Annotated in this window: 17 protein-coding genes; 8 read left to right on the forward strand and 9 right to left on the reverse strand. The window is 32.4% G+C overall.

Features of this window, described 5'->3' with window-relative positions; genetic code table 11:
* The first annotated feature begins 98 nt into the window (after window positions 1–98).
* From BFJ87_RS05905 to BFJ87_RS05915, 3 genes are read left to right on the forward strand one after another with little or no spacing between them, the layout of a single operon-like run.
* The gene (locus BFJ87_RS05905; protein WP_077401315.1) at window positions 99–1,817 is read left to right on the forward strand and encodes a GMC oxidoreductase; all 1,719 of its coding nucleotides are present in this window, start codon (window positions 99–101) and stop codon (window positions 1,815–1,817) included.
* Window positions 1,817–2,464: a gluconate 2-dehydrogenase subunit 3 family protein gene (locus tag BFJ87_RS05910; RefSeq protein WP_077401318.1), complete on the forward strand. Its 648-nt coding sequence runs from the start codon at window positions 1,817–1,819 to the stop codon at window positions 2,462–2,464. Before BFJ87_RS05905 ends, BFJ87_RS05910 begins: the two co-directional genes overlap by 1 nt.
* A gap of 12 nt (window positions 2,465–2,476) precedes the next feature.
* Entirely contained in the window at window positions 2,477–3,394 is a 918-nt protein-coding gene (locus BFJ87_RS05915) for a hydroxypyruvate isomerase family protein (RefSeq protein WP_077401321.1), read from the forward strand.
* A gap of 508 nt (window positions 3,395–3,902) precedes the next feature.
* On the opposite strand, the gene BFJ87_RS05920 is transcribed toward BFJ87_RS05915, so the two are convergent.
* The 3 genes from BFJ87_RS05920 to BFJ87_RS16865 form a co-directional block, all read right to left on the reverse strand.
* On the reverse strand, window positions 3,903–6,380 hold the full coding sequence (locus BFJ87_RS05920; protein ID WP_077401324.1) for a ribonucleoside-diphosphate reductase subunit alpha: 2,478 nt from the start codon (window positions 6,378–6,380) through the stop codon (window positions 3,903–3,905).
* A gap of 115 nt (window positions 6,381–6,495) precedes the next feature.
* On the reverse strand, window positions 6,496–7,482 hold the full coding sequence (locus tag BFJ87_RS05925) for a ribonucleotide-diphosphate reductase subunit beta (protein ID WP_013621240.1): 987 nt from the start codon (window positions 7,480–7,482) through the stop codon (window positions 6,496–6,498).
* 499 nt (window positions 7,483–7,981) lie between these two features.
* Complete coding sequence (locus tag BFJ87_RS16865) at window positions 7,982–8,152, reverse strand: hypothetical protein (protein WP_171974472.1); 171 nt, start codon at window positions 8,150–8,152, stop codon at window positions 7,982–7,984.
* A gap of 240 nt (window positions 8,153–8,392) precedes the next feature.
* Between BFJ87_RS16865 and BFJ87_RS05930 the strand changes: the two genes are divergently transcribed.
* Window positions 8,393–9,127 carry a LytR/AlgR family response regulator transcription factor gene (locus BFJ87_RS05930; protein WP_077401327.1) on the forward strand — a complete coding sequence of 245 codons (735 nt, stop codon included), beginning with the start codon at window positions 8,393–8,395 and terminating at the stop codon, window positions 9,125–9,127.
* A 7-nt stretch (window positions 9,128–9,134) separates the two neighbouring features.
* A complete protein-coding gene (locus tag BFJ87_RS05935; protein ID WP_077401330.1) occupies window positions 9,135–11,102 on the forward strand; it encodes a tetratricopeptide repeat-containing sensor histidine kinase in 1,968 nt (655 codons plus the stop codon).
* On the opposite strand, the gene BFJ87_RS05940 is transcribed toward BFJ87_RS05935, so the two are convergent.
* The gene (locus BFJ87_RS05940) at window positions 11,082–11,669 is read right to left on the reverse strand and encodes a DUF3109 family protein (protein ID WP_077401333.1); all 588 of its coding nucleotides are present in this window, start codon (window positions 11,667–11,669) and stop codon (window positions 11,082–11,084) included. The genes BFJ87_RS05935 and BFJ87_RS05940 overlap by 21 nt on opposite strands.
* 123 nt (window positions 11,670–11,792) lie before the next feature.
* Between BFJ87_RS05940 and BFJ87_RS05945 the strand changes: the two genes are divergently transcribed.
* Both BFJ87_RS05945 and BFJ87_RS05950 read left to right on the forward strand, forming a co-directional pair.
* A complete protein-coding gene (locus BFJ87_RS05945; RefSeq protein ID WP_077401336.1) occupies window positions 11,793–12,374 on the forward strand; it encodes a MarC family protein in 582 nt (193 codons plus the stop codon).
* Window positions 12,375–12,386: 12 nt separating this feature from the next.
* The gene (locus BFJ87_RS05950; RefSeq protein WP_077401339.1) at window positions 12,387–12,587 is read left to right on the forward strand and encodes a hypothetical protein; all 201 of its coding nucleotides are present in this window, start codon (window positions 12,387–12,389) and stop codon (window positions 12,585–12,587) included.
* Window positions 12,588–12,677: 90 nt separating this feature from the next.
* Here BFJ87_RS05950 and BFJ87_RS05955 read toward each other — a convergent pair whose 3' ends face one another.
* Genes BFJ87_RS05955 through BFJ87_RS05970 form a run of 4 tightly spaced genes read right to left on the reverse strand, consistent with a single transcriptional unit; the run spans window position 12,678 to window position 19,279 of the window.
* Window positions 12,678–16,136 (reverse strand): efflux RND transporter permease subunit, encoded by a 3,459-nt coding sequence (locus tag BFJ87_RS05955; protein WP_077401342.1) that lies wholly within the window; start codon window positions 16,134–16,136, stop codon window positions 12,678–12,680.
* Between the two features lie 4 nt (window positions 16,137–16,140).
* The gene (locus BFJ87_RS05960; RefSeq protein ID WP_077401345.1) at window positions 16,141–17,307 is read right to left on the reverse strand and encodes an efflux RND transporter periplasmic adaptor subunit; all 1,167 of its coding nucleotides are present in this window, start codon (window positions 17,305–17,307) and stop codon (window positions 16,141–16,143) included.
* Window positions 17,308–17,338: 31 nt separating this feature from the next.
* A complete protein-coding gene (locus tag BFJ87_RS05965; RefSeq protein ID WP_077401348.1) occupies window positions 17,339–18,673 on the reverse strand; it encodes a TolC family protein in 1,335 nt (444 codons plus the stop codon).
* Window positions 18,674–19,279, reverse strand: coding sequence for a TetR/AcrR family transcriptional regulator (locus BFJ87_RS05970; RefSeq protein WP_077401351.1), 606 nt, complete (start codon window positions 19,277–19,279; stop codon window positions 18,674–18,676).
* A 144-nt stretch (window positions 19,280–19,423) separates the two neighbouring features.
* Between BFJ87_RS05970 and BFJ87_RS05975 the strand changes: the two genes are divergently transcribed.
* Window positions 19,424–20,398: a polyprenyl synthetase family protein gene (locus tag BFJ87_RS05975; RefSeq protein WP_077401353.1), complete on the forward strand. Its 975-nt coding sequence runs from the start codon at window positions 19,424–19,426 to the stop codon at window positions 20,396–20,398.
* Window positions 20,399–20,402: 4 nt separating this feature from the next.
* Here the strand turns inward: BFJ87_RS05975 and BFJ87_RS05980 are convergent, their stop codons facing one another.
* Window positions 20,403–21,398, reverse strand: a complete 996-nt coding sequence (locus BFJ87_RS05980) for a hypothetical protein (protein WP_077401357.1) — start codon at window positions 21,396–21,398, stop codon at window positions 20,403–20,405.
* Between the last annotated feature and the right edge of the window lie 35 nt (window positions 21,399–21,433).

A 21,433-nucleotide genomic window follows, 5' to 3' on the forward strand; every position in this document is an offset into this window, starting at 1 on the left:
CTATAACGTTATAGTACGTTACCCTCAATATTTATAGGGTTTAAATGTAGAAAATTTATTTTATATTTGAGAAAATTATGAAATAAACAATACAAAGAATGGGCAAATTTTATTATAACGAAGAACAAGAGTCTTATGATGCTATAGTTGTAGGAACTGGCATAAGTGGAGGATGGGCCGCTAAAGAATTGTGTGAGGCTGGTTTAAAGACTTTAATTTTGGAAAGAGGTAGAATGGTAAAACATAGGGATGATTACCCAACCGCTTTTAAAGAGTCTTGGGATTTGCCAAATAACGGAGCCATTTCTCCTGAAGAAAAAGCAAAACAAGAAAAACAGTCTAGAACTGGATATACTACAAATGCAGATACAAAGCATTGGTTTGTAAATGATTTAGAACACCCTTACAATGAAACTAAACGTTTTGATTGGATGCGTGGTTACCATGTTGGAGGAAGATCTATAATGTGGGGTAGGCACAGTTACCGCTGGAGTGATATAGATTTTGAAGCCAATAAAAAAGATGGTCACGGTGTAGATTGGCCTGTTCGTTATAAGGATATAGAGCCGTGGTATGAAAAGGTAGAAACTTTTATTGGTGTGTCTGGAGAAAGCTTAGGCTTGCCGCAATTACCAGATAGTAAGTTTGAGCCTGTAATGCCGCTTAATTGTGTTGAAGAAAAGTTAAAAGAAAGTGTAGCTGAAAATTTTAATGGCCGCGTTGTAACAGCTGGTAGAGTTGCCCACATTACTAGTGATAAAAAGTTTGCAGGAGACGGTAGGTCTAAATGTCAGTTTCGTAATCGTTGTAGTAGAGGTTGTCCTTTTGGTGCGTATTTTAGTAGTAACTCTTCTACGTTACCAGCTGCAGAGGCTACAGGTAATTTAACACTTAGGCCAGACTCTATTGTTTATGAGGTTATTTATGATGAAGAAACTAAAAAAGCAACTGGAGTTAAAGTTATTGATAGAATAACAAAAGAAAAAATAGAATTTAAAGCAAAGGTAATTTTCTTATGTGCTTCTGCTATTGCTTCTACAGCTATATTAATGCAGTCTAAGTCTGATACTTTCCCTAACGGAATGGGTAATGAGTCAGACCAGCTAGGAAGAAATATTATGGATCACCATTTAGGTTGTGGTGCAAATGGTAAGTTTGATGGCTTTGAAGATAAATATTATAAAGGCAGAAAGGCAAACGGTATATATATTCCTAGATTTAGAAATTTAGGAGGTGATACAGATCGTAAAGAATTTATAAGAGGTTACGGTTACCAAGGTGGTGCAAGCAGAGGTAACTGGCAAGAGGTTGTTGCAGAAACAGGTTATGGCAAAGATTTAAAAGATGCTATTTTAAAGCCAGGCGGATGGACTATGGGTATTATGGGATTTGGTGAAGTATTGCCTTATGAAGATAATAGGTTTACTCTAGATTATAATAAATTGGATGATTGGGGATTGCCAACTGTTACTTTTGATGCAGAATTTAAGGAGAATGAACTTAAAATGCGTGAAGATATTAAAGAGCAGGCCGCAGCTATGTTAAAATCTGCAGGATTAAGAGATGTTAATGTCTTTGATAATATTGGGGCTTTAGGTCTTGGTATTCATGAAATGGGTACGGCTCGTATGGGTCATGATCCTAAAACATCTGTGCTTAATAAATACAATCAGGTGCACTCTGTACCAAATGTATATGTAACAGATGGGTCTTTCATGACATCATCTTCATGTGTTAACCCATCGTTAACATATATGGCTTTTACTGCAAGAGCGGCAAACCATGCTGCAGAACAATTTAAAAAAGGATTATTATAATGAATAGAAGATTAGCACTTAAGAACCTAGGTTTGTCATTAGGCTATGTTGTAGCTACGCCAACCTTAATTAGTATTGTACAAAGTTGTAAAAATGATAAAGGTGTTGCTTTTACTCCAGAGTTTTTTTCTCAAGAAGAAGGTGATGTTGTAGTAACCCTAATGGATATTATTTTACCTAAAACAGATTCTCCTTCAGCATCTGAAGCAAATGTTCATATGTTTGTAGACCAATATATTAATGTGTCTAACACAGCGGAAGAAAAGGCTTTGTTTAAAGCTAAAATGGCTAGTTTTTTATCTTTAGCAAAAAGTAATTCAAAAAAAGAAGCTGTTTCTGATATTACTGCTGAAGAGCTTGAAAATACATTAGCAAGTTGTTTAAAATTGTCTGAAGAGCAAATAAAACAACAAGATATTACTATGCGTAATTATAATAATGCTATTGCCAATGGAGAAGTAGGAGAGTTAGATGTAAACTCTGGGGCAATTGCTTTTGCGCAAGAGCTTAGAGGTTGGACAATTAGAGGTTATAAAGCAACCGAAGAAATAGCTAAAAACTTTTTAGCTTTTGACCCTATTCCAGGAAAGTATGTTCCTTGTGGTACTATTGACGAATTTACAGGAGGTAAAGCTTGGGCTTTGTAATTAACTAATTTTATGAAGAGAAGGAGTTTTATACAAAAATCGGCATTAACTACAGGGGCTATAACCTTAGGTGTTGCTTATGGTGCTGCTTCTAATAATATTGAGAAAGCTAAGCATACATTTAATTTAAAGTATGCGCCACATTTTGGTATGTTTTCTAATTATGCTAAAAGTTTAGAAGATCAACTGCATTTTATGGCAAGTGAGGGCTTTACAGCGTTAGAAGATAATACTATGCTTAATCGTGATGTTGCTACTCAAAATAAACTTGCAAAAACAATGCAAAATTTGGGGATGCAAATGGGGGTTTTTGTTGCTCATGAAATATTATGGAAAAAGCCTAGTTTGGCTTCTGGCGATTTGGCTTTAAGAGAAAAGTTCTTGTCCGAAATTAAAAGATCTGTTGAGGTCGCTAAGCGTGTTAATGCTAAATGGGTTACTGTTGTGCCAGGTCATGTAGATTTAAAACAGTCTATGGGGTACCAAACGGCACATGTAATAGAGTCTTTAAAGCAAGCAGCTTCTATTTTAGAGCCTCACGGCATAGTTATGGTGTTAGAGCCGTTAAACTTTAGAGATCACCCTGGTTTGTTTTTAACAGATTCTCCACAAGCTTATGAAATTTGTAAGGCTGTAGATTCTCCATCTTGTAAAATTTTATTTGATATTTATCATCAGCAAATTCAAGAGGGTAATTTAATACCAAATATGGAAGCATGTTGGGATGAAATAGCTTATATACAAATTGGAGATAACCCAGGAAGAAAGGAACCTACAACTGGGGAGATAAATTATAAAAACGTTTTTAAATTTATTTATAATAAAAATTTTACTGGCATTTTAGGTATGGAGCACGGAAACTCTATGCAAAATAAAGCAGGGGAACGTGCTGTTATTAATGCTTATAAAGAAGTGGATAATTTTATTTAAATATGTTGTTTAACGTACTAAAAAGCTGTGCTTATGCACGGCTTTTTTGTATTTTATATGCTTGTGTTATGTTGGAAATTGTAATTTTAAGTTAAATTCTATAAATTTTTATCGATTAACTGCACTTTTATTTGGTTGTATGTAAAGTTTTTGTATTTTCATAACGTATAAATAACAAAAGGGTAATATTTCTCTTTTTGTAAATACGAACTACTATGGAGAATTATTTTATTTTATTAATTGTGTATACTTCTGCACTAGTGTATTCTACAATTATTAGACCTAGACTTAGAAAAGAATAGTTAAGACTATTTCTTGGCTTTATAAATTAAAAGCATCATTAAATCTACTATTATGGTAGTGTTTAATGATGCTTTTTTGTTTGGTGTAGTTGGTAAAATAATAATGTTAAATAAAAAACCTCAAGCTATGCCAAATTAGGGGAGGGCATAGTTGAGGTATTTTTTTTCTCGTCCATAACGAGAGGTGTTCATAAAGCTTTATGCTGTTATGAGCCGCACATTAAACAATCGTCATCTGCTTGGCCAGCTTTAGCTTGTTCTATAAGTGCTTTCATTTCTGCTGCACTCATAGGTTCTACATCTGTATCTACAGGTGTAGGGTTAACTTTTAACTCCGTTGCCGCAGCTTTAGGAGCAGTACTAACTGCAGCTAACTTTGGTTCAGGAATTTCAACTTTTGGAGTTTCTTTTTTCTTGCTATTGTCTACTGTAAACTTAATTGCATCTGCCGCAGCTTTTGTTCTTAAGTAGTACATACCCGTTTTAAGTCCGCTTTTCCATGCGTAAAAGTGCATAGATGTTAACTTAGAGTAGTTAGCGTTTTCCATAAATAAGTTTAAAGACTGACTTTGGTCTATAAAATACCCACGGTGTCTAGACATGTCAATAATGTCTTTCATACTTAACTCCCAAACAGTTTTATATAATTCTTTTATTTCTTGAGGAATAATATCTATGTGTTGTATAGATCCGTTAGCACGCATAAGCTCTTGTTTAAGGCTTTCATTCCAAAGTCCTAATTGTACTAGATCTTCTAATAAATGCTTGTTAACTACAATAAACTCACCAGATAAAACTCTACGTGTATAAATATTGGATGTGTAAGGTTCAAAACACTCATTATTACCTAAAATTTGAGAGGTAGAAGCCGTTGGCATTGGGGCAACTAATAGAGAGTTTCTAACTCCATTTTTTAGTACGCTTTTGCGTAATTTTTCCCAATCCCATCTGCCTGATAGTTCATCATCTTTAATGCCCCATAAGTTATGCTGAAAATCTCCTTTAGATATTGGAGATCCTTCGTAGCTAGAGTAAGGACCTTCTTCCTTAGCCATTTCCATAGAAGCTGTTACGGCAGCATAGTATAATGTTTCAAAAATCTCCTGATTTAGTTTTTTTGCTTCATCACTAGTAAAAGGCATACGCATCATAATAAACGCATCTGCTAAGCCTTGTACTCCTAAACCAATTGGTCTGTGACGCATATTAGAGTTTTTAGCTTCTATTACAGGATAGTAGTTGCGGTCTATTACAGTGTTTAAGTTTCTGGTAACGCGTTTAGTTACACGAAAAAGCTCTTTATGGTCAAACTCTCCATTTTTTACAAACATTGGTAAAGCAATAGAGGCAAGGTTACACACAGCTACTTCATCAGGAGCAGTGTATTCCATAATTTCTGTACATAGGTTAGAAGAGCGTATAGTACCTAAGTTCTTTTGGTTACTTTTACGGTTTGCGGCATCTTTGTAAAGCATATAAGGTGTGCCAGTCTCTATCTGAGATTCTAGTATTTTTTCCCAAAGGTCACGAGCCTTTATTGTTTTTCTTCCTTTGCCTTGAGCTTCAAATGCAAGGTATGCTTCTTCAAATTCTTTATCGTGTTTTTTGTATAAATCTGGGCATTCATTAGGGCACATTAGTGTCCAGTCTTCATTAGCTTCAACTCTTTGCATAAATAAATCTGGAATCCACATTGCGTAAAAAAGGTCACGCGCACGCATTTCTTCTTTACCGTGGTTCTTTTTTAGATCTAGGAACTCAAAAATATCTGCATGCCATGGTTCTACATAAACAGCAAAGCTACCTTTACGTTTTCCTCCTCCTTGATCTACATAACGAGCCGTGTCATTATAAACGCGCAGCATTGGTACTACACCATTAGACGTACCGTTTGTACCTGCAATATAAGAACCTGTAGCTCTTACATTGTGTATAGATAAACCAATACCACCGGCAGACTGAGATATTTTAGCAGTTTGCTTTAAAGTGTCATAAATACCATCAATACTATCATCTTGCATAGCAAGTAAAAAGCATGAAGACATTTGTGGTTTTGGCGTGCCAGAGTTAAACAATGTTGGTGTAGCGTGTGTAAAGTATTTTTTAGACATAAGTTCATATGTCTCTATAGCAGCATCTAAATCGTTTAAATGTATACCTATAGATACACGCATTAACATGTGTTGTGGTCGTTCTGCTATTTTACCATTAAGTTTTAATAGGTAAGAGCGCTCTAAGGTTTTAAATCCAAAATAATCGTAGCCAAAATCTCGGTTGTATATAATAGTAGAGTCTAGTTTTTCTGAGTTGTCTTGTATCACTTTAAAGACTTCATCAGATAAAAGAGGTGCTTTTTTACCTGTTCTTGGGTTTACATATTCATATAAATCTTTCATTACTTCAGAGAAAGATTTTTTCGTGTTTTTATGTAAGTTAGATACAGATATACGTGCTGCTAGTTTTGCATAATCTGGGTGAGTAGTTGTCATTGTAGCGGCAATTTCTGCTGCTAAATTATCTAACTCAGATGTTGTTACACCATCATACAAACCTTCTATAACACGCATAGCCACTTTTAAAGGGTCTACTAATGCGTTTAAGCCATAACAAAGTTTACGAACTCTTGCCGTAATCTTGTCAAACATTATTAATTCTTTTCTGCCGTCTCTTTTTACTACATACATGCTACAATTGTTTTTAGTGATACGTTGGTTAGGTCAAGTCTTGTGAGACTCAACAAATTGGTTATTTATAGTGCTTTTTTTAGAAGTGTATTCTAAAAAATAAAAGGGTTAAATTTTAAAAATCTGCGTCAAAGCTAATTTTCTGTGCGTCGTCACCATCATTATTGTTGGCAACTCCAGATTTTTGGTACTCGGCTACTCTTTTTTCAAAGAAATTTGTTTTTCCTTGAAGAGAAATCATATCCATAAAGTCAAACGGATTGGTAGAGTTGTACACTTTGTCACAGTTTAATTCTACTAATAAGCGGTCTGTTACAAATTCTAAATATTGTGTCATTAATTTAGAGTTCATACCAATTAAGCTTACAGGTAAAGATTCTGTAATAAATTCTCTTTCTATATCTAATGCGTCTACAAGTATTTCTGTAATACGCTCTTTAGGTACTTTGTTTATTAAGTGGTGGTTGTGTAAGTGTACTGCGTAATCACAGTGCATACCTTCATCTCTAGATATTAATTCGTTAGAAAAGGTTAAACCAGGCATTAGGCCTCTTTTTTTAAGCCAAAATATAGAACAGAAAGAACCAGAAAAGAAAATGCCTTCTACTGCTGCAAAAGCAATTAAGCGCTCTGCAAAACTTGGAGATTCAATCCATTTTAAAGCCCAATCTGCCTTTTTTCTAATAGCAGGGAAGTTCTCTAATGCATGAAATAAAATATCTTTTTCTTTTTCATCTTTAACATAAGTGTCAATTAATAACGAATATGTTTCAGAGTGTATGTTTTCCATCATTATTTGAAAACCATAAAAGAATTTTGCTTCTGCATATTGTACTTCACTAACAAAGTTTTCTGCTAGGTTTTCATTTACAATACCATCAGATGCAGCAAAAAACGCTAATATGTGTTTAATAAAATAACGTTCGTCGTCGTTTAATTTGTTTTTCCAGTCATCTAGATCAGCGTGTAAATCTATTTCTTCAGCTGTCCAGAAACTAGCTTCACATTTCTTGTACCAATCCCATAAATCATTATGTTTAATAGGAAAAATTACAAATCTGTCTTCGTTTTTTTCTAAAATAGGTTCTATTGCTGCTGACATAATTTAAATCTGGATTATAACTGTTTTTAAAATTTTAAGGAGAATTGTTCCTTAAACCTTGGGGGACTACAAAGATTGTAAAATGTAGGCACATGGTAAAGGGGTTTTGCTGCTTTTAGCTTATAAGTTTTTAACAGCAATTGTTGACATGTGTGCTCGCTAGTGATGTTTATTGCCTTTGAAGAATTTATATGTTTTTTTAGTTTTTAAAACATAAAAATGTTCTAAAAAAATAAACCAAAAAGTATATTGTTTATAAGTGTTGTGAGCTAGTGAAGTAGCAATTTATGACGCACCAAACTTTACGATTCTGGCTTTAGTTTTTACAAAAATGAAATATTATATGATTCAGGTAGTTCCCCCCGAAACCTTTAAATCATTTGCAATAAAAATCATTTAACGTTTAACTAAAGCTAGGCTGCTTAACGCAGTTGTGTATTCTGTTTTTTAATACACGTCCTTTAGAATCGTAAACTCTTAGTTTGGTGGTATCATAAAATTATTTATCTTTTTTATTTATTGTTGTTGGTATTAAAGGTTTTGTACTGTTGTTCATATTTGCTAATACAGGTTCTTCTTTATTTAGCGTTGTTGTTTTGTTATTTTCCATTAGTGCAGCAACAGCTATTGTAATTACTAACAGACTAAACATAAAAATGCATTTTTTCATAATACTATAATTGCTTTTAAGTTTGCTTTATAATTGTTGTATTGCGCACATCTAATACAGTGCTAATTTATAATCATTTAGTAATCTTTTGGTTAACAATGTATAAATGGCAAAAAAAACTGTGTAGTTTGTATGATTTATACCTTTTTTGAGCAATTAACACGCAATTTTATGCCAACTACACAAAAAAAATATTGTTTTAAACAATGTATTGTACATTTACTATTCTAAATCTTTATTATGATAGAAGCAGTTGTAATTGACGATGAAATAAAAGCCATACAGAGCTTAACTTGGGAGTTAACCAACTTTAGTGATGAAATTAGAGTGGTAGCTTCTTTTACAGATCCTTACGAGGCTCTTAACTATTTGGAAGGAAACATACCAGATTGTGTATTTTTAGATATAGAAATGCCTATAATGGATGGTTTTCAGTTTATGCAAAAAGTAAAAGATAGGGAATACCCTATTATAATTACTACTGCGTACAACCAGTACGCTATAAAAGCCTTAAAAAATGAGGCTATAGATTATTTGTTAAAGCCTATAGATACAGATGATTTAAATGACACTATTATTAAAATTAAAAAGTACAATCAGAAAAACGATACTATAGAGCGCTTAGAACGTTTGCTTATTGGTTTTAATTCTAATATGGTAAATAAAAGAATAACCATAAATACAGATGGTAAGTTAATTTTTTTAAATAGTGACGAAATTATGTATGCGGAGTCTGACGGAAATTATAGTACACTGTATTTAGATGATGGTAACAAAGTTGTACTTACAAAAAAACTTAAAGAGGTAGATGATATGCTTACCTTAGAAAACTTTTTTAGAGTGCATAATTCGTACATAGTCAATGTAAATAAAGTAAAAGAGTTTATAAAAACTGATGGGTATTTGGTGCTACAGTCTAATGACAGAATTCCCGTTTCTAGGCAAAAAAAGTCTAATTTTTTAGACTTGCTATAACAGTGTCATGACGTTTAAATTAAAAAACAACATACTTATTATAAAGCCAATATTGCATATTATACTGCTGTGTGTCTTGTTCTTATTTTGTATTGGAGCCAAGGGGCAAGCTACTTTAAGTAATGCATATAAAAAAAAGATAGATAGCTTAATACTAGCAAAACCGCAAACGTATAAAGAGATAAATACTGTTATTAAATACAGTAAAAAGGATACTCTATTATTAAGGTATTTGGCTGTAAATTCAGAAAAGCATCGTTATTATATTGGAGTTTCCTATGCATACAATCAATTAGGAACCGTGTATAGAAACCTTTCAAGGTACAAAAAAGCAATACAACTACATAAACTAGGATTACAAGCCTCTACCAATGCAGATAATTTGGAGTTTAAGGTTTACAGTTTAAATATGCTTGGGGTAGATTATAGAAGAATAGATGCTATACGTACTGCTTTAGATTACAACCAACAAGCACTAGAGTTGGCAGAAAGCGTAAAAAATCCTAACGAAGAATTAAAAAGAAGTATAAATGTATCTTTAAATAGTATTGGTAATTTATACCATAGTTTAGAGCAATATAATTTAGCTATTAACAGGTACCATGCGTCTTTAAAAATAGAGGAAGAATTAGGGAATAAACTTGGGTTAGCTATAAATTACCAAAATATAGGAGAGGCTTTAGAGGAGCAAGGGAAATTACAAGAGGCACTAGATAAGTACAGAACTTCTTTAGCTTATAATGAAGAAATAAACTCAAACAAAGGAAAAGTTATATGCAACAATAGCATAGCACAAGTATACTTAAAACAAAACAAACCAAAAGAAGCAATTGTACTTTTAGACACTGCTTTAATAGGAGCCAAACAATTAGGGGACAAATTTATTACTGCTTTTGTAGAGGCAAATATGGGTTGGGCTTTTATGCAGTTAAATAATATAGTAAAGGCAGAAAAACATATAACAAATAGTATAGAAATTGGTAAAGAACAAGGTATACCAAGAATAATTGCTTTGGGCACCAAAAGATTGTCTGAGTTAGAGCATTTAAAAGGAAATTATGACAAAGCCCTAACGTATTATAAAAGAGCAATAGAATTAGAAAAACAAATTAGTAGCACAAGAAACATACGTTACGCTAACGATGTTATTTTAAGGTACGAGAATGAAAAAATTAACAATGAAATAGAAAACCTTAGGAAAGATAATGAAATTGTAAAGCTAAAACTAAAAAAAAATAGAGCTACTTTATTAATAATTGGTATTTCTTTACTGCTGTTGGCAGTGGTTTTATTTGTGTTTTATAAACAAAATCAATTAACTAGTGATAAAAAAATGTTGACATTGGAGCAAACAATGTTACGTAGCCAAATGAATCCACATTTTTTATTTAATTCTTTAAATTCTATTAAATTATATATAATTAATAACGAAAAAAAGAATGCTGTACACTATCTAAATAAGTTTTCTAAATTGGTCCGTAAAATACTAGAAGCTTCATCTTTAAAAGAGATTTCATTAGAAGATGAATTAGAAACCGTTAGCTTGTATATGCATATAGAAAACATTCGTTTTTCTAACAAAATAGATTTTACTGTTCATGTTGGTAGAGATGTAGATATTAACCAGGTAAAAATACCGTCATTAATTTTACAGCCATTTTTAGAAAACGCATTATGGCATGGTTTGTCCTCTAAAAAAGGTGCTAAAAAAATAGATCTTCAGATTTCTAAACCAGATGAAGAGTTTATAATAATTAGTATAACAGATAATGGTATAGGTAGAGCAGCATCAGAAAAAATTAAAGAAGCTAAAGTGCTTAAAAGAAAATCTTTAGGTATAGATATTACTAAAGAGCGCCTTAAAAACTTTTCTAAAGATTATTTAAATTCTTTTAAAGTAGAGTTTGTAGATCTAAAAGATGAAGATGGCACTGCGCTAGGGACAGAAGTAACTTTAACTATTCCCATTATTTAACTTGGTATACTCTTTAGCAACTAGGTCCAACTCGTTATACCAATCTTCTCCAAATTTTCTAATTAAAGCCTCTTTTACAAACTTGTAAATGGGCACTTTTAACTCTTGCCCAAGTGAGCAGGCAGTGTCGCATATTTCCCATTTATGATAATTTACACCAGTAAATTCTGAATATTCTCGTGTTCTAACAGGGTATAAATGGCATGATACAGGCTTTTTCCAGCTGGTAACACCTTCGTTATAGGCATCTTCTAGTCCGCATTTTGCGGTTCCATTTTCAGAGAAAACTACATATGCACATTCACTACCGTTTACTAAAGGTGTTTCCCATTCACCGTCTTCTCCCTTAACAAATGCACCTTGTTCTTCTATGGCAGCAATACCTTCTGGTCTTAAAAAAGGTTTAACATCTTGGTAAATGTCAACTAAAATTTCGGTTTCCTTATCTTCTAAAGGAGCTCCAGCGTCTCCATCTATACAACAAGCACCTTTACAAGCCGTTAAATTGCAAACAAAATCGTTGTCAATAATTTCTTCAGATACTATGGTTTTTCCTATTTGAAACATATGCGTAATATAAGTGTGCAAAGATACTTTTTTAACGTTAATAAGCTGTTATTTTTAATTTTAGTAATTTAAAACCGTTTTATAAAGTGTAAGTTTGCACCGATTTTTAAAAAAAGTAAAATTATGCCTTCTAGTTTTTTTGATTTTAAGGAGATTGTTACTGCAAGTATGATTTTGTTTGCTGTAATAGATATTATTGGTAGTATACCTATAATTATAAGTTTAAGAGCAAAAGTAGGACACATACAGTCTGAAAAAGCATCATTGGTAGCTACTTTAATTATGGTAGCATTTTTGTTTGTTGGAGAAGAAATACTTAACCTTATTGGTATAGATGTAAATTCTTTTGCTGTAGCGGGTTCTTTTATTATCTTTTTTATGGCTATAGAAATGATATTAGGTATTACGCTTTACAAAGATGATGTTCCTGAAACGGCATCTATAGTGCCAATTGCTTTTCCGTTAATAGCAGGAGCAGGTACAATGACTTCTTTATTATCTTTACGTGCAGAGTATCACGTTCAAAATATAATTGTAGCCATTTTAGTAAACATACTTTTTGTGTATATAGTGTTAAAGTCTTCTAAAAAAATAGAAAGAGTACTAGGAAAAAGCGGATTAAGTGTAATTAGAAAAGTTTTTGGTGTAATTTTGCTGGCAATAGCGGTAAAATTATTTGCTGCAAATATTAATGAACTCTTTTAAAAAGTAGTTAAAATGAATAAAGTAGTATTTATAATCTTGTTTTTAATAGCAGGGTTGTTAATTGGGTACAATGTAACTCAAATTAATTTTGAAGATCCACTTAGTGGCCCAAGTACTATTGCACTTATCTGTATTGTTGCGGCTTTGTGTGCTATAGTATTGTTGGTAATATTTATGATTTCTAAAAAAATACAAGAAAAAATAAAAGAATAACTTTTTTAAATAAAGTTTTAAAAAACAAAAAGGCGCTATTATTAGCGCCTTTTTTTTATGGTATGTTGCAGTGTTTACGCTGCACTTACTTTAGCTTTTTTTATAAAACCTTATTTTTAGTCTGTATGTTATATCAAACAATGCAGGTACAATTATTAGGGTTAAAAATGTAGCTACCATAAGTCCAAAAATAACTGTCCAGGCTAAAGGTCCCCAAAAAATAACATTGTCACCACCAATATATATATGTGGGTTAAACTCAGAGAATAGGGCAAAGAAATCTATATTTAAGCCTATTGCAAGAGGTATTAAACCAAGTACAGTTGTAACCGCAGTTAAAATTACGGGTCTTAGTCTTGCTTTACCACCTGTTACAATTGCTTCTGTAGCTTCTTCTCTAGACAGTACATCTTTTTCATCTAAACCAAGTTTTACTTTTTTACGATCTATAAGTATTTGGGTATAATCTAACAAAACAACACCATTATTTACTACAATACCCGCTAAGGATATAATACCCATCATAGTCATCATAATAACAAAAGACCAGCCAGTAATCATTAATCCTCCAAATACTCCTATAAAGCTTAAGAAGATAGCAATCATAATAATTACGGGTTTAGAAATACCACCAAACTGAAAAATTAAGATAAGCATAATTAAACCTAAACCAGAAAAGAACGCACTTACAAGAAATTTCATTTGTTTGTTTTGCTCTTCAATTTGACCTGTATAGTCAATTTTTACGGTATCAGGTTTACCTTTATAATCTTCCATTTCTTTTTGTATTTCATCTACAATTGCAGCTGCATCTGTATAACCAGGCTCTAAACCAGAATAAATAGTTACCACGCGCTCATTGTCTCTATGCTTAATAGCACTAAAACCAGATGTATTTTTAACGCTGGCAACAGCAGAAACCGGAATTTCTTTTATTTGTCCGTTAGATGGATCTCTAAAAATTATATTCTGATTAAATAACGCATTTGTATTGTAGCGTAAATCTTCATTAAAGCGCACGTTAATATCATAATCATCACCATCTTCTTTATAAATTCCTGCTTTTTCGCCAAATAAGGCTCTACGCAATTGGTTGCCAACCTGTGCAACAGAAACGCCTAATTCTCCTGCTTTTTCACGATCTACAACTACTTCCATAGATGGTTTACTCTTGTTAACATCAATCTTTATTTCTTCTATACCAGCTATGTTTTTGGTATTAATAAAGTTTTTAACGCTTTCTGCAGTAGAAATTAGTTCATTGTAATCTTTACCCTCTAACTCAATGTTAATTGGGTAGCCAGCAGGTGGACCATTTACGTCTTTTTCTACAGATATATTTACACCTGGGTAAATACCACTTAATGCTTTTTGCACTTTTGCACGTATTTCCTCGGTATTAATTCCTCTCCTAAATTTAAACTCGCTAAAGTTTACTGTTATTTTACCTTTATGAGGCATTTCTGCAGCAGAACCACCATCGGTTTGTGGGTTACCAGCACCTTCACCTACTTGTGATACAGCAGAATCTACAATAAAGTTTTCCCCATCGTGTTTGTATATGTCATCATCTAAAATCTCATAAACTCTTTTTTCTATAACCTTAGTTATAGCATTTGTTTTCTCTATAGATGTACCTTCTGGATATTCTACATATACAGATATTTCATTTGGTATATTGTCTGGGAAAAATTCTATTTTGGTTCTTTTGCTGCCAACAGACATACCAAAAAGCATAAATACAACAATTAAAAGAACAAAGGTTATAGATACATACCAGTAAACGTTACCACCTCTTAAGGCGTGTTTTAATCTGCGTTCATACCAGTTTTCAAACTTAACCATTGTGTTTTTTTGAAAACGAATTGCCCATTTTTTAATGAAATATTTGTACGCCCAGAACATTACAGCAGTAATAAGCATAACAGTACCTAAACCTCTCATTACGCCGCCAAAAACTAGTATCAATATACCAAAACCACCAAGAATAATACTTAAACGTATAAGTTGTTTAACGGTAAGTTCTTTTTCGCCTAGTTCCATAAATCTAGAAACTAGCATAGAGTTCATTAAAATTGCTACCAATAATGAAGAACCTAAAACAACGGATAATGTTATTGGGAAAAACTTCATAAACTGCCCCATTACACCTGGCCATAAACCAAGAGGTACAAAGGCCGCAACTGTGGTAAGTGTAGATACTATAATTGGGAAAGCAATTTCACCAACACCTTTTTTTGCAGCTTCAACTTTAGATAAGCCTTCATCCATTAAACGGTACACGTTTTCTACAACAACAATACCGTTATCTACAAGCATACCAAGTCCCATAATCATTCCAAAAAGAATCATTGTATTTAGGGTGTAACCTAGCCAAGATAATATCATAAAAGACATAAACATAGACATAGGAATGGCAAAACCAACAAATAGGGCGTTTCTAAATCCTAAAAAGAACATTAATACAGTTACAACCAGTATAATACCAAAAATAATATTGTTTACTAGGTCATCAACTTGGTTTAAGGTTTTAGTAGAAGAATCATTAGCAATAGAAATTTTTAAGTCTGGCGGATAATACTCCTTTTGTGCTTTTTTTACTATTTTTTTAATTTGGTCTGATGCAGAAATTGAGTTTTGACCGGCTCTTTTTTTAACATCTAACATAACTACACTTTCACCAAACTCTCTGGCATAGGTGGTTTTGTCTTCTTCCGAAAACGTAATTTTTGCAATGTCTCTAAGATATGTAGCGCCATTTTCTGACTTAACAACAAAGTTGTTTAGTAGTTGAGGGTCTTTTACTTCTCCTAAAATACGGATGGTTCTTCTTTGCTCTTCTGTTTTTAAGTTACCAGCAGACATAGTAACGTTACCACCTCTAATGGTGTTTAAAACATCATCAAAACTAATTTTAGCAGCCATCATTTTATAAATGTCTACCGCAATTTCTACCTCTTTTTCTTGAGCACCGCGTATATCTGCCTTTTTAATTTCTTGTAAGTCTTCAACTTCATCTTGTAAATACTCAGCAAAATCTTTTAACTTTTCTACAGGGTAATCTCCTGTAAAGTTAATGTTCATTATTGGCATTTCTTCAGATAAGTTAAGGTCAAAAACATTAGGCTCTACTTTAGCGCCGTTAAATGTTGGCCAGTCTTCACTAGCTTTTTCGGCATCTACTTCGTCCTTAATTTTTTGCTTAGCTTCCTCTACACTTATACCTTCATCAAATTCTACTATAATCATAGCATAATCTTCTTGAGAGGTAGATGTAAATTCTACAACGTTACTAACGTTCTTAATTTTATCTTCTAAGGGATCTGTAATTAAACGTTCTATATCCTCAGCAGTGTTACCAGGATATGGTGTGCTAATGTATATTTTGGTCTCTATTACCTCTGGAAAATCTTCTCTGGGCATAGCTAAGTATGCAGAGAGTCCTATCCATAAAAATAGCCCAATAAGTACGTAAATAACCGAAGGGTTATCTATAGCCCATGAGGATATTTTAAATTCCTTGTCGGCGTTTTTTTGTATTTTGCTCATGGAATTATTGATTTAAAATTTCAACTTTTTGTCCGTCTTTAACTGTTCTTGCACCTTCTTTAATTACGTGTTCATTAGCTGTTAATCCAGAAATAACCTCTATTAACGGACCTTGACTTTTACCTGTAGTAATTATTTTCTTTTTTGCAGTTGCGTAATTTTCTTCAGTTTTTTCTGCTACATAAACATATTGCTCCCCGTTAGCATTTTCTGATATTACGCTTTGCGGTATTAAAATAGCCTCGTTGTTAGTGTAGTCATTAAGTCTAACTTTAGCTGTTAAATTTGGTTTTATGTTACCGTTTTTATTAGGAACAGAAACCTCTACAGAAAAGGATCTGTTACTAGGGTTAATAAAGTTGCCTGTTTGTCTAATTTTAGTTGTAACACTATCGTTTAAAATTGGAAAATAAACAACAGCTTCTTTACCGTTTTTAATGCTTTTAATGTAAGTTTCTGGCACTTCTACATCTAAATACATATTAGAAAGGTTTACAATTCTAAAAACTTCAGATCCCATACCAGGAGCAACAACAGTACCTTGTTCCTTAATAACATTGTCTATAATACCTGTAAAAGGGGCTCTTATGGTAGATTTTCCTAATTGGCTTTCTGCTTGTTTAATAGCATTTACCTGAGCCTCATAATTTGTTTTAGCTTGTAAATACTGTATTTCTGAGCCTATTTTTTGTTCCCATAGCCTTTGCTGTCTTTCATACGTAGTTTTAGCTAATTCTGCTTGTGTTTTTAACTGTGCAAGTTGGCTGCTCATACCACCATCATCTATAGTTGCAAGTACTTGTCCTTTGTTTACTTTTTGCCCCTCTTTAACGTATACTCTTTTTAGCGTACCAGCCATTTCTGGGTAAATTAAAACATTTTGTTTTGTTTGTACATTACCTTGCAACTCTAAAAAGTGATTAAAAACTTGTGTTTTGGTAGTTAGGGTGCTTATTAAAGGAAGGTTTTTGTTTCCTTGTATAACAGCAATAGCAGAATCTAATAATATCATTTGTTTTTCTAAGGTTTTGTGTTCCTCAGAAACGGTTGCTTTTTTTGCTCTTATTTTATCTATATTTTTTGTAGCAATAATACTTTCTATGGAGTCGTTTTTGCCTCCGCAGGCAGTAACAACTGCTGTAAGTGTTACTATGTAGAATATTTTTTTCATGTTGTTTGTATTACAAATTGTTGTGATGGGGTTAGTTATTTAGAATTAATTCTAAAGCTGTTTTTTTATTAATTACGTCTACCATAGACTGTAAATACTCTTGTTGTACTGCGTATAGTTGCGTTTGCGCTTGTCTAAGTTCAAAACTTGTAGCTAAACCTTCAAAATACTTTACTTGGTTTTTTTTCTCTATACGTTCTGCTAATCCTAAATTATCTTTGTTTGTTTGGTACTGCTCAATAGCTAAAATGTATTCGCTTTTTGCATTTTCCCAGTTTAAACGTAAAGACTCTTCTGCTTCTGTTTTTTGTGTTTTTGCTTTTTCTAATGCAATTCTAGCACGTTGTGTAGATGCGCTTCTGCGTAATGAACTAAAAATAGGAATATTAAGATCAAACCCTAAAATAGAAGAGTTAAACCAGTCTGTCTCTTTCTTTAAAAAATCAAATTCCTGACTGTAGGCTGTATATCCAAAATTTACAAAGGCATTAAGTGTAGGTAAGGCTTTACTTTTTTCTAACTTAAGCTCTAAAGCACGTTGTTCATTAAGGTTAAGTGCCATTTTATAGTCTACATTATTTTCTAAATTAAAGCTACTTTCTATTAAGTTAAAATCTATTTGTTTTTCTGTTAATATATCTAAGTCTTCAGTTAATTTAGTTGGGTTATCTAACTCTAACCCCATTACTAAGTTTAACATTTGTACTGTAATTTTTTTTAGCCTTATGGCATTTTTTAATTGGTTGGTTACAGATGCTAATGTAATTTGTAATTGCTCTGCATTTTCTTCCTCTGTTAAACCGTTTTCAAAAATCTTTTGTGTTTCATTAAGATTTTTTTCTAGTGCTGCCTTGTTTTTTTCTAGTATAGCAGTGCTTTCTTCAGCTAAAAGTACATTTCCATAGGCCTCTACCACAGCTTTGCGAACATCTAAGGCATTTTTTTCTTTGCTGTTGGCACTGTAGTCTATAAAGGTTTTTGTTGCTTGTACACCTACAATATAAGAGCCATCAAAAATTTGCTGACTTAATGTTGCTGTTGCACTGGTAGATTGTTTTTGCCCAAAAACCACAGGAATAAATGATCCTGGTGCACCACCGGCTAATTCTCCTGGTATTAAAGATACAGGTTGTTTTAGTTGGTTTTGGTAACTTATTGCACCGTTTACTTGTGGTAAACCGCTAGCAATAGTTTCCCATTTTTGCTTTTGCGCATCTTCTATGTCTCGGTCTGCATTTATAGCACTGTAGTTGTGCTCTAGTGCGTAATTAATTGCCTCTTGCAGCGAAAAACTAGTGGGCTTGTCTTGTGAAAAACCCATTTGTATGCCCAAAAGCAATAGTACTAATGTTAAACTCCTTTTCATTTATGATTGATTTGATTTGATAATATCTGTTAATACTTTTTTTCCTTTTGTTGTTACTATTCCTCGTAAGTGGTACTCTAAATAATTGTCCATTAATTTAATTTTAGAAAATTGCTCTGGCGGAAAAAAGTCATCATCCTTAATTGCTGTCATTCCAGAAAAATATATTCTAGATATAAACTCTATATCTAAGTTTTTTCTAAATAAGCCTTCTTCTATCCCTTCTTTTAAGTTCTCAATTACACATTTTTGCATAAATGTAAATTGCTCTTTTTTTAAAAATTTATGAATTTTAGGGTAATACTTTTGCAACTGGTAAATAGGAGAAGAACTCTCATCCTTTAAATTTGAAATTATAAATTTTCTAATCTCAAACATTTCTACAATAGGGTTGTGTTTTAAAGAGCATATGTTATTTATACCATTAGTAATATTACTAAATAAATAGGAAGTACTTTCTTCTACTAATCTAGTTTTATTGTCAAAATAGGTGTAAATAGTTTTTTTAGACATTCCTAACTCATTAGCAAGGTCATCCATAGTAACACTCTTAAATCCTAATTTTAAGAATAAATCTGTAGCTTTTTCTAAAATTTTATCTTTCATAATGCGCGGCAAAGATAATTCAGGAAACTTAGAATACAAAAAAAGTTTCCAAAGTTTTATTATATCTTAACTATAGTTTAAAATGAATGTTACATTTATAATTGCTTAAAAAGTATTTCATGTATTTTTGGTAAAAAAATACAGATGCATACCATAGACCAGTATAGAGAGTCTTTTTTAGAAGAATTAAACAAAATTACAACAGAAAAGGAGCCTAAAAACTTATACCAGCCAATTAATTATATATTGAATTTGGGAGGTAAGCGTTTACGACCTATACTGGCGTTAATGAGTGCAGATATTTTTGGTGCAGATTTTAAAAATGCTATACCAGCTGCAATGGCTGTAGAGGTTTTTCATAATTTTTCTTTAGTACATGATGATATTATGGATGATGCGCCTTTAAGAAGAGGAAAAGCAACTGTGCATGAAAAATGGGATATTAATACGGGTATTTTGTCTGGTGACGCTATGCTAATTGAAGCATATAGGCTTTTAGAACAGTATAATGGTAACCAATATAAAAAATTAAATGCGCTTTTTAGTACTACTGCTTTACAAGTTTGTGAAGGCCAACAATATGATGTTGATTTTGAAACCAGAGATGATGTAACCATACCAGAATACTTAAAAATGATTGAGTATAAAACAGCGGTATTGGTTGCTGCTGCTATGAAAATGGGAGCTATAATAGCAGAAACTACAGTAGAAAATGAAGACTTAATTTATGAGTTTGGTAAAAATTTAGGTATCGCTTTTCAGTTACAAGATGATTATTTAGATGCTTTTGGTGACCCAAAGACATTTGGTAAACAAGTTGGAGGTGATATTATAGAAAACAAAAAAACATATTTGTACTTAAAAGCGTTAGAACTCTCCTCTAAGGCAGAGCAAAACTCATTAGATCAGTTGTTTTCTATACAACCAGCAAATAACAACGATAAAATAGCTACGGTAAAAGCTATTTTTGAAGAGTTTAAAGCAGATGTTGCTACAAAGCAAGCTATAGAAGATTATACGCAAAAAGCCTTTAATGTTTTAGATAAGCTAGAAATACCTGCTACAAACAAAGAAGCATTAGAGCAATTTGGGTTATGGCTAATGACCAGAAAAGTGTAACTTTTTAGTCTACCAAATACGGAACCTTCTTTAATGTAATTATTGGCTTACTTAGCATTTGCTGTATGGTTTGCTGTTGTTCTACAATGCAAATAACCTCTATGCCAATGTGTATGCCGTAAATATTATCTGGATTATTAAGTCCTAGATAAAATGTGCCTTTGGTAGTATCTGTTACATTTACAATACCAGACTTGTAGTTTTCTCTAGAGCCAAATAAGTAGGGAACATAGTCTTCTTTTTGTTTAAAGAGTAATGCATTTTCTTCGTTTAGTAAATAAATGTCGCAAATATTAGCTCCAGGTGGCGGACTCAAATTTTCTACTGCGCCCGAAAAAGAATTTTCCGTATCTATATAATTAGACAATGTAGAGGCTAAACCAAAACTTTTTATTGTGTTTTTTATGTCTTGTTCTTCTCTAGAGGCACTAAAAACGTAATACCAAGAAACTGTATTTTGTGGTAATGCAATTGGTACTAGAACTCTGCTTTTTCCTCCTTTTAATAAGTCGTTAGACCTACTGTTAAGGTAAAAATTATCTTGCTGTAAAGAGATTGTTTTTAGTTTAGTAACCTCTGTGTCTGTTTTTATTGGTGTAGCATATGTTGTGTCTGCAACTTCTTTGTAGGCAATAATAGGCGCTTGTTTGTTAAAAGAATCTACTTTAAAATTTAAGCTTATTTTTGAATCCTTAATATTGCTGCTTTTTATAATTAATTGGTATAGGTCTGTGTCTGGAGCTTCTAGCCAATAATTTGCTTTTTTGTCTAAAGTTTTAAAAATTGCGGTATTTATATCTTTATACTTACTTATGGTATAAACTATATCTCCTTTTCCTTTAGCTTTTAAACTTATATGTATGTTATCCTTTTTATTAGCAGAAAACAGTAATCTGTAATCATTACCTGTATTAACCGTAAAAGTAGTGTCTTGTTCTTGTTGTGCGCTAATTGTGATAACGCAAAACAGTAGGGTAAAAAAACAGACAAGGTTTTTCATAGCTTTTTTTTGTAAATGTAACCAAAGTTATTTTT

Source organism: Cellulophaga omnivescoria (genome assembly GCF_001999725.1).
Lineage (GTDB): Bacteria > Bacteroidota > Bacteroidia > Flavobacteriales > Flavobacteriaceae > Cellulophaga > Cellulophaga omnivescoria.

Excerpts from the sequence above, each read along its gene's own strand:
- BFJ87_RS05925 (WP_013621240.1), bottom strand. The coding sequence starts at position 7,482 with ATGTCAGCAGCAATAGAACCTATTTTAGAAAAAAACGAAGACAGATTT.
- BFJ87_RS05940 (WP_077401333.1), bottom strand. The coding sequence starts at position 11,669 with ATGTTTCAAATAGGAAAAACCATAGTATCTGAAGAAATTATTGACAAC.
- BFJ87_RS05960 (WP_077401345.1), bottom strand. The coding sequence starts at position 17,307 with ATGAAAAAAATATTCTACATAGTAACACTTACAGCAGTTGTTACTGCC.
- BFJ87_RS05930 (WP_077401327.1), top strand. The coding sequence starts at position 8,393 with ATGATAGAAGCAGTTGTAATTGACGATGAAATAAAAGCCATACAGAGC.
- BFJ87_RS05915 (WP_077401321.1), top strand. The coding sequence starts at position 2,477 with ATGAAGAGAAGGAGTTTTATACAAAAATCGGCATTAACTACAGGGGCT.
- BFJ87_RS16865 (WP_171974472.1), bottom strand. The coding sequence starts at position 8,152 with ATGAAAAAATGCATTTTTATGTTTAGTCTGTTAGTAATTACAATAGCT.
- BFJ87_RS05970 (WP_077401351.1), bottom strand. The coding sequence starts at position 19,279 with ATGAAAGATAAAATTTTAGAAAAAGCTACAGATTTATTCTTAAAATTA.
- BFJ87_RS05945 (WP_077401336.1), top strand. The coding sequence starts at position 11,793 with ATGCCTTCTAGTTTTTTTGATTTTAAGGAGATTGTTACTGCAAGTATG.
- BFJ87_RS05950 (WP_077401339.1), top strand. The coding sequence starts at position 12,387 with ATGAATAAAGTAGTATTTATAATCTTGTTTTTAATAGCAGGGTTGTTA.
- BFJ87_RS05910 (WP_077401318.1), top strand. The coding sequence starts at position 1,817 with ATGAATAGAAGATTAGCACTTAAGAACCTAGGTTTGTCATTAGGCTAT.
- BFJ87_RS05955 (WP_077401342.1), bottom strand. The coding sequence starts at position 16,136 with ATGAGCAAAATACAAAAAAACGCCGACAAGGAATTTAAAATATCCTCA.
- BFJ87_RS05905 (WP_077401315.1), top strand. The coding sequence starts at position 99 with ATGGGCAAATTTTATTATAACGAAGAACAAGAGTCTTATGATGCTATA.
- BFJ87_RS05975 (WP_077401353.1), top strand. The coding sequence starts at position 19,424 with ATGCATACCATAGACCAGTATAGAGAGTCTTTTTTAGAAGAATTAAAC.
- BFJ87_RS05965 (WP_077401348.1), bottom strand. The coding sequence starts at position 18,673 with ATGAAAAGGAGTTTAACATTAGTACTATTGCTTTTGGGCATACAAATG.
- BFJ87_RS05980 (WP_077401357.1), bottom strand. The coding sequence starts at position 21,398 with ATGAAAAACCTTGTCTGTTTTTTTACCCTACTGTTTTGCGTTATCACA.
- BFJ87_RS05935 (WP_077401330.1), top strand. The coding sequence starts at position 9,135 with ATGACGTTTAAATTAAAAAACAACATACTTATTATAAAGCCAATATTG.
- BFJ87_RS05920 (WP_077401324.1), bottom strand. The coding sequence starts at position 6,380 with ATGTATGTAGTAAAAAGAGACGGCAGAAAAGAATTAATAATGTTTGAC.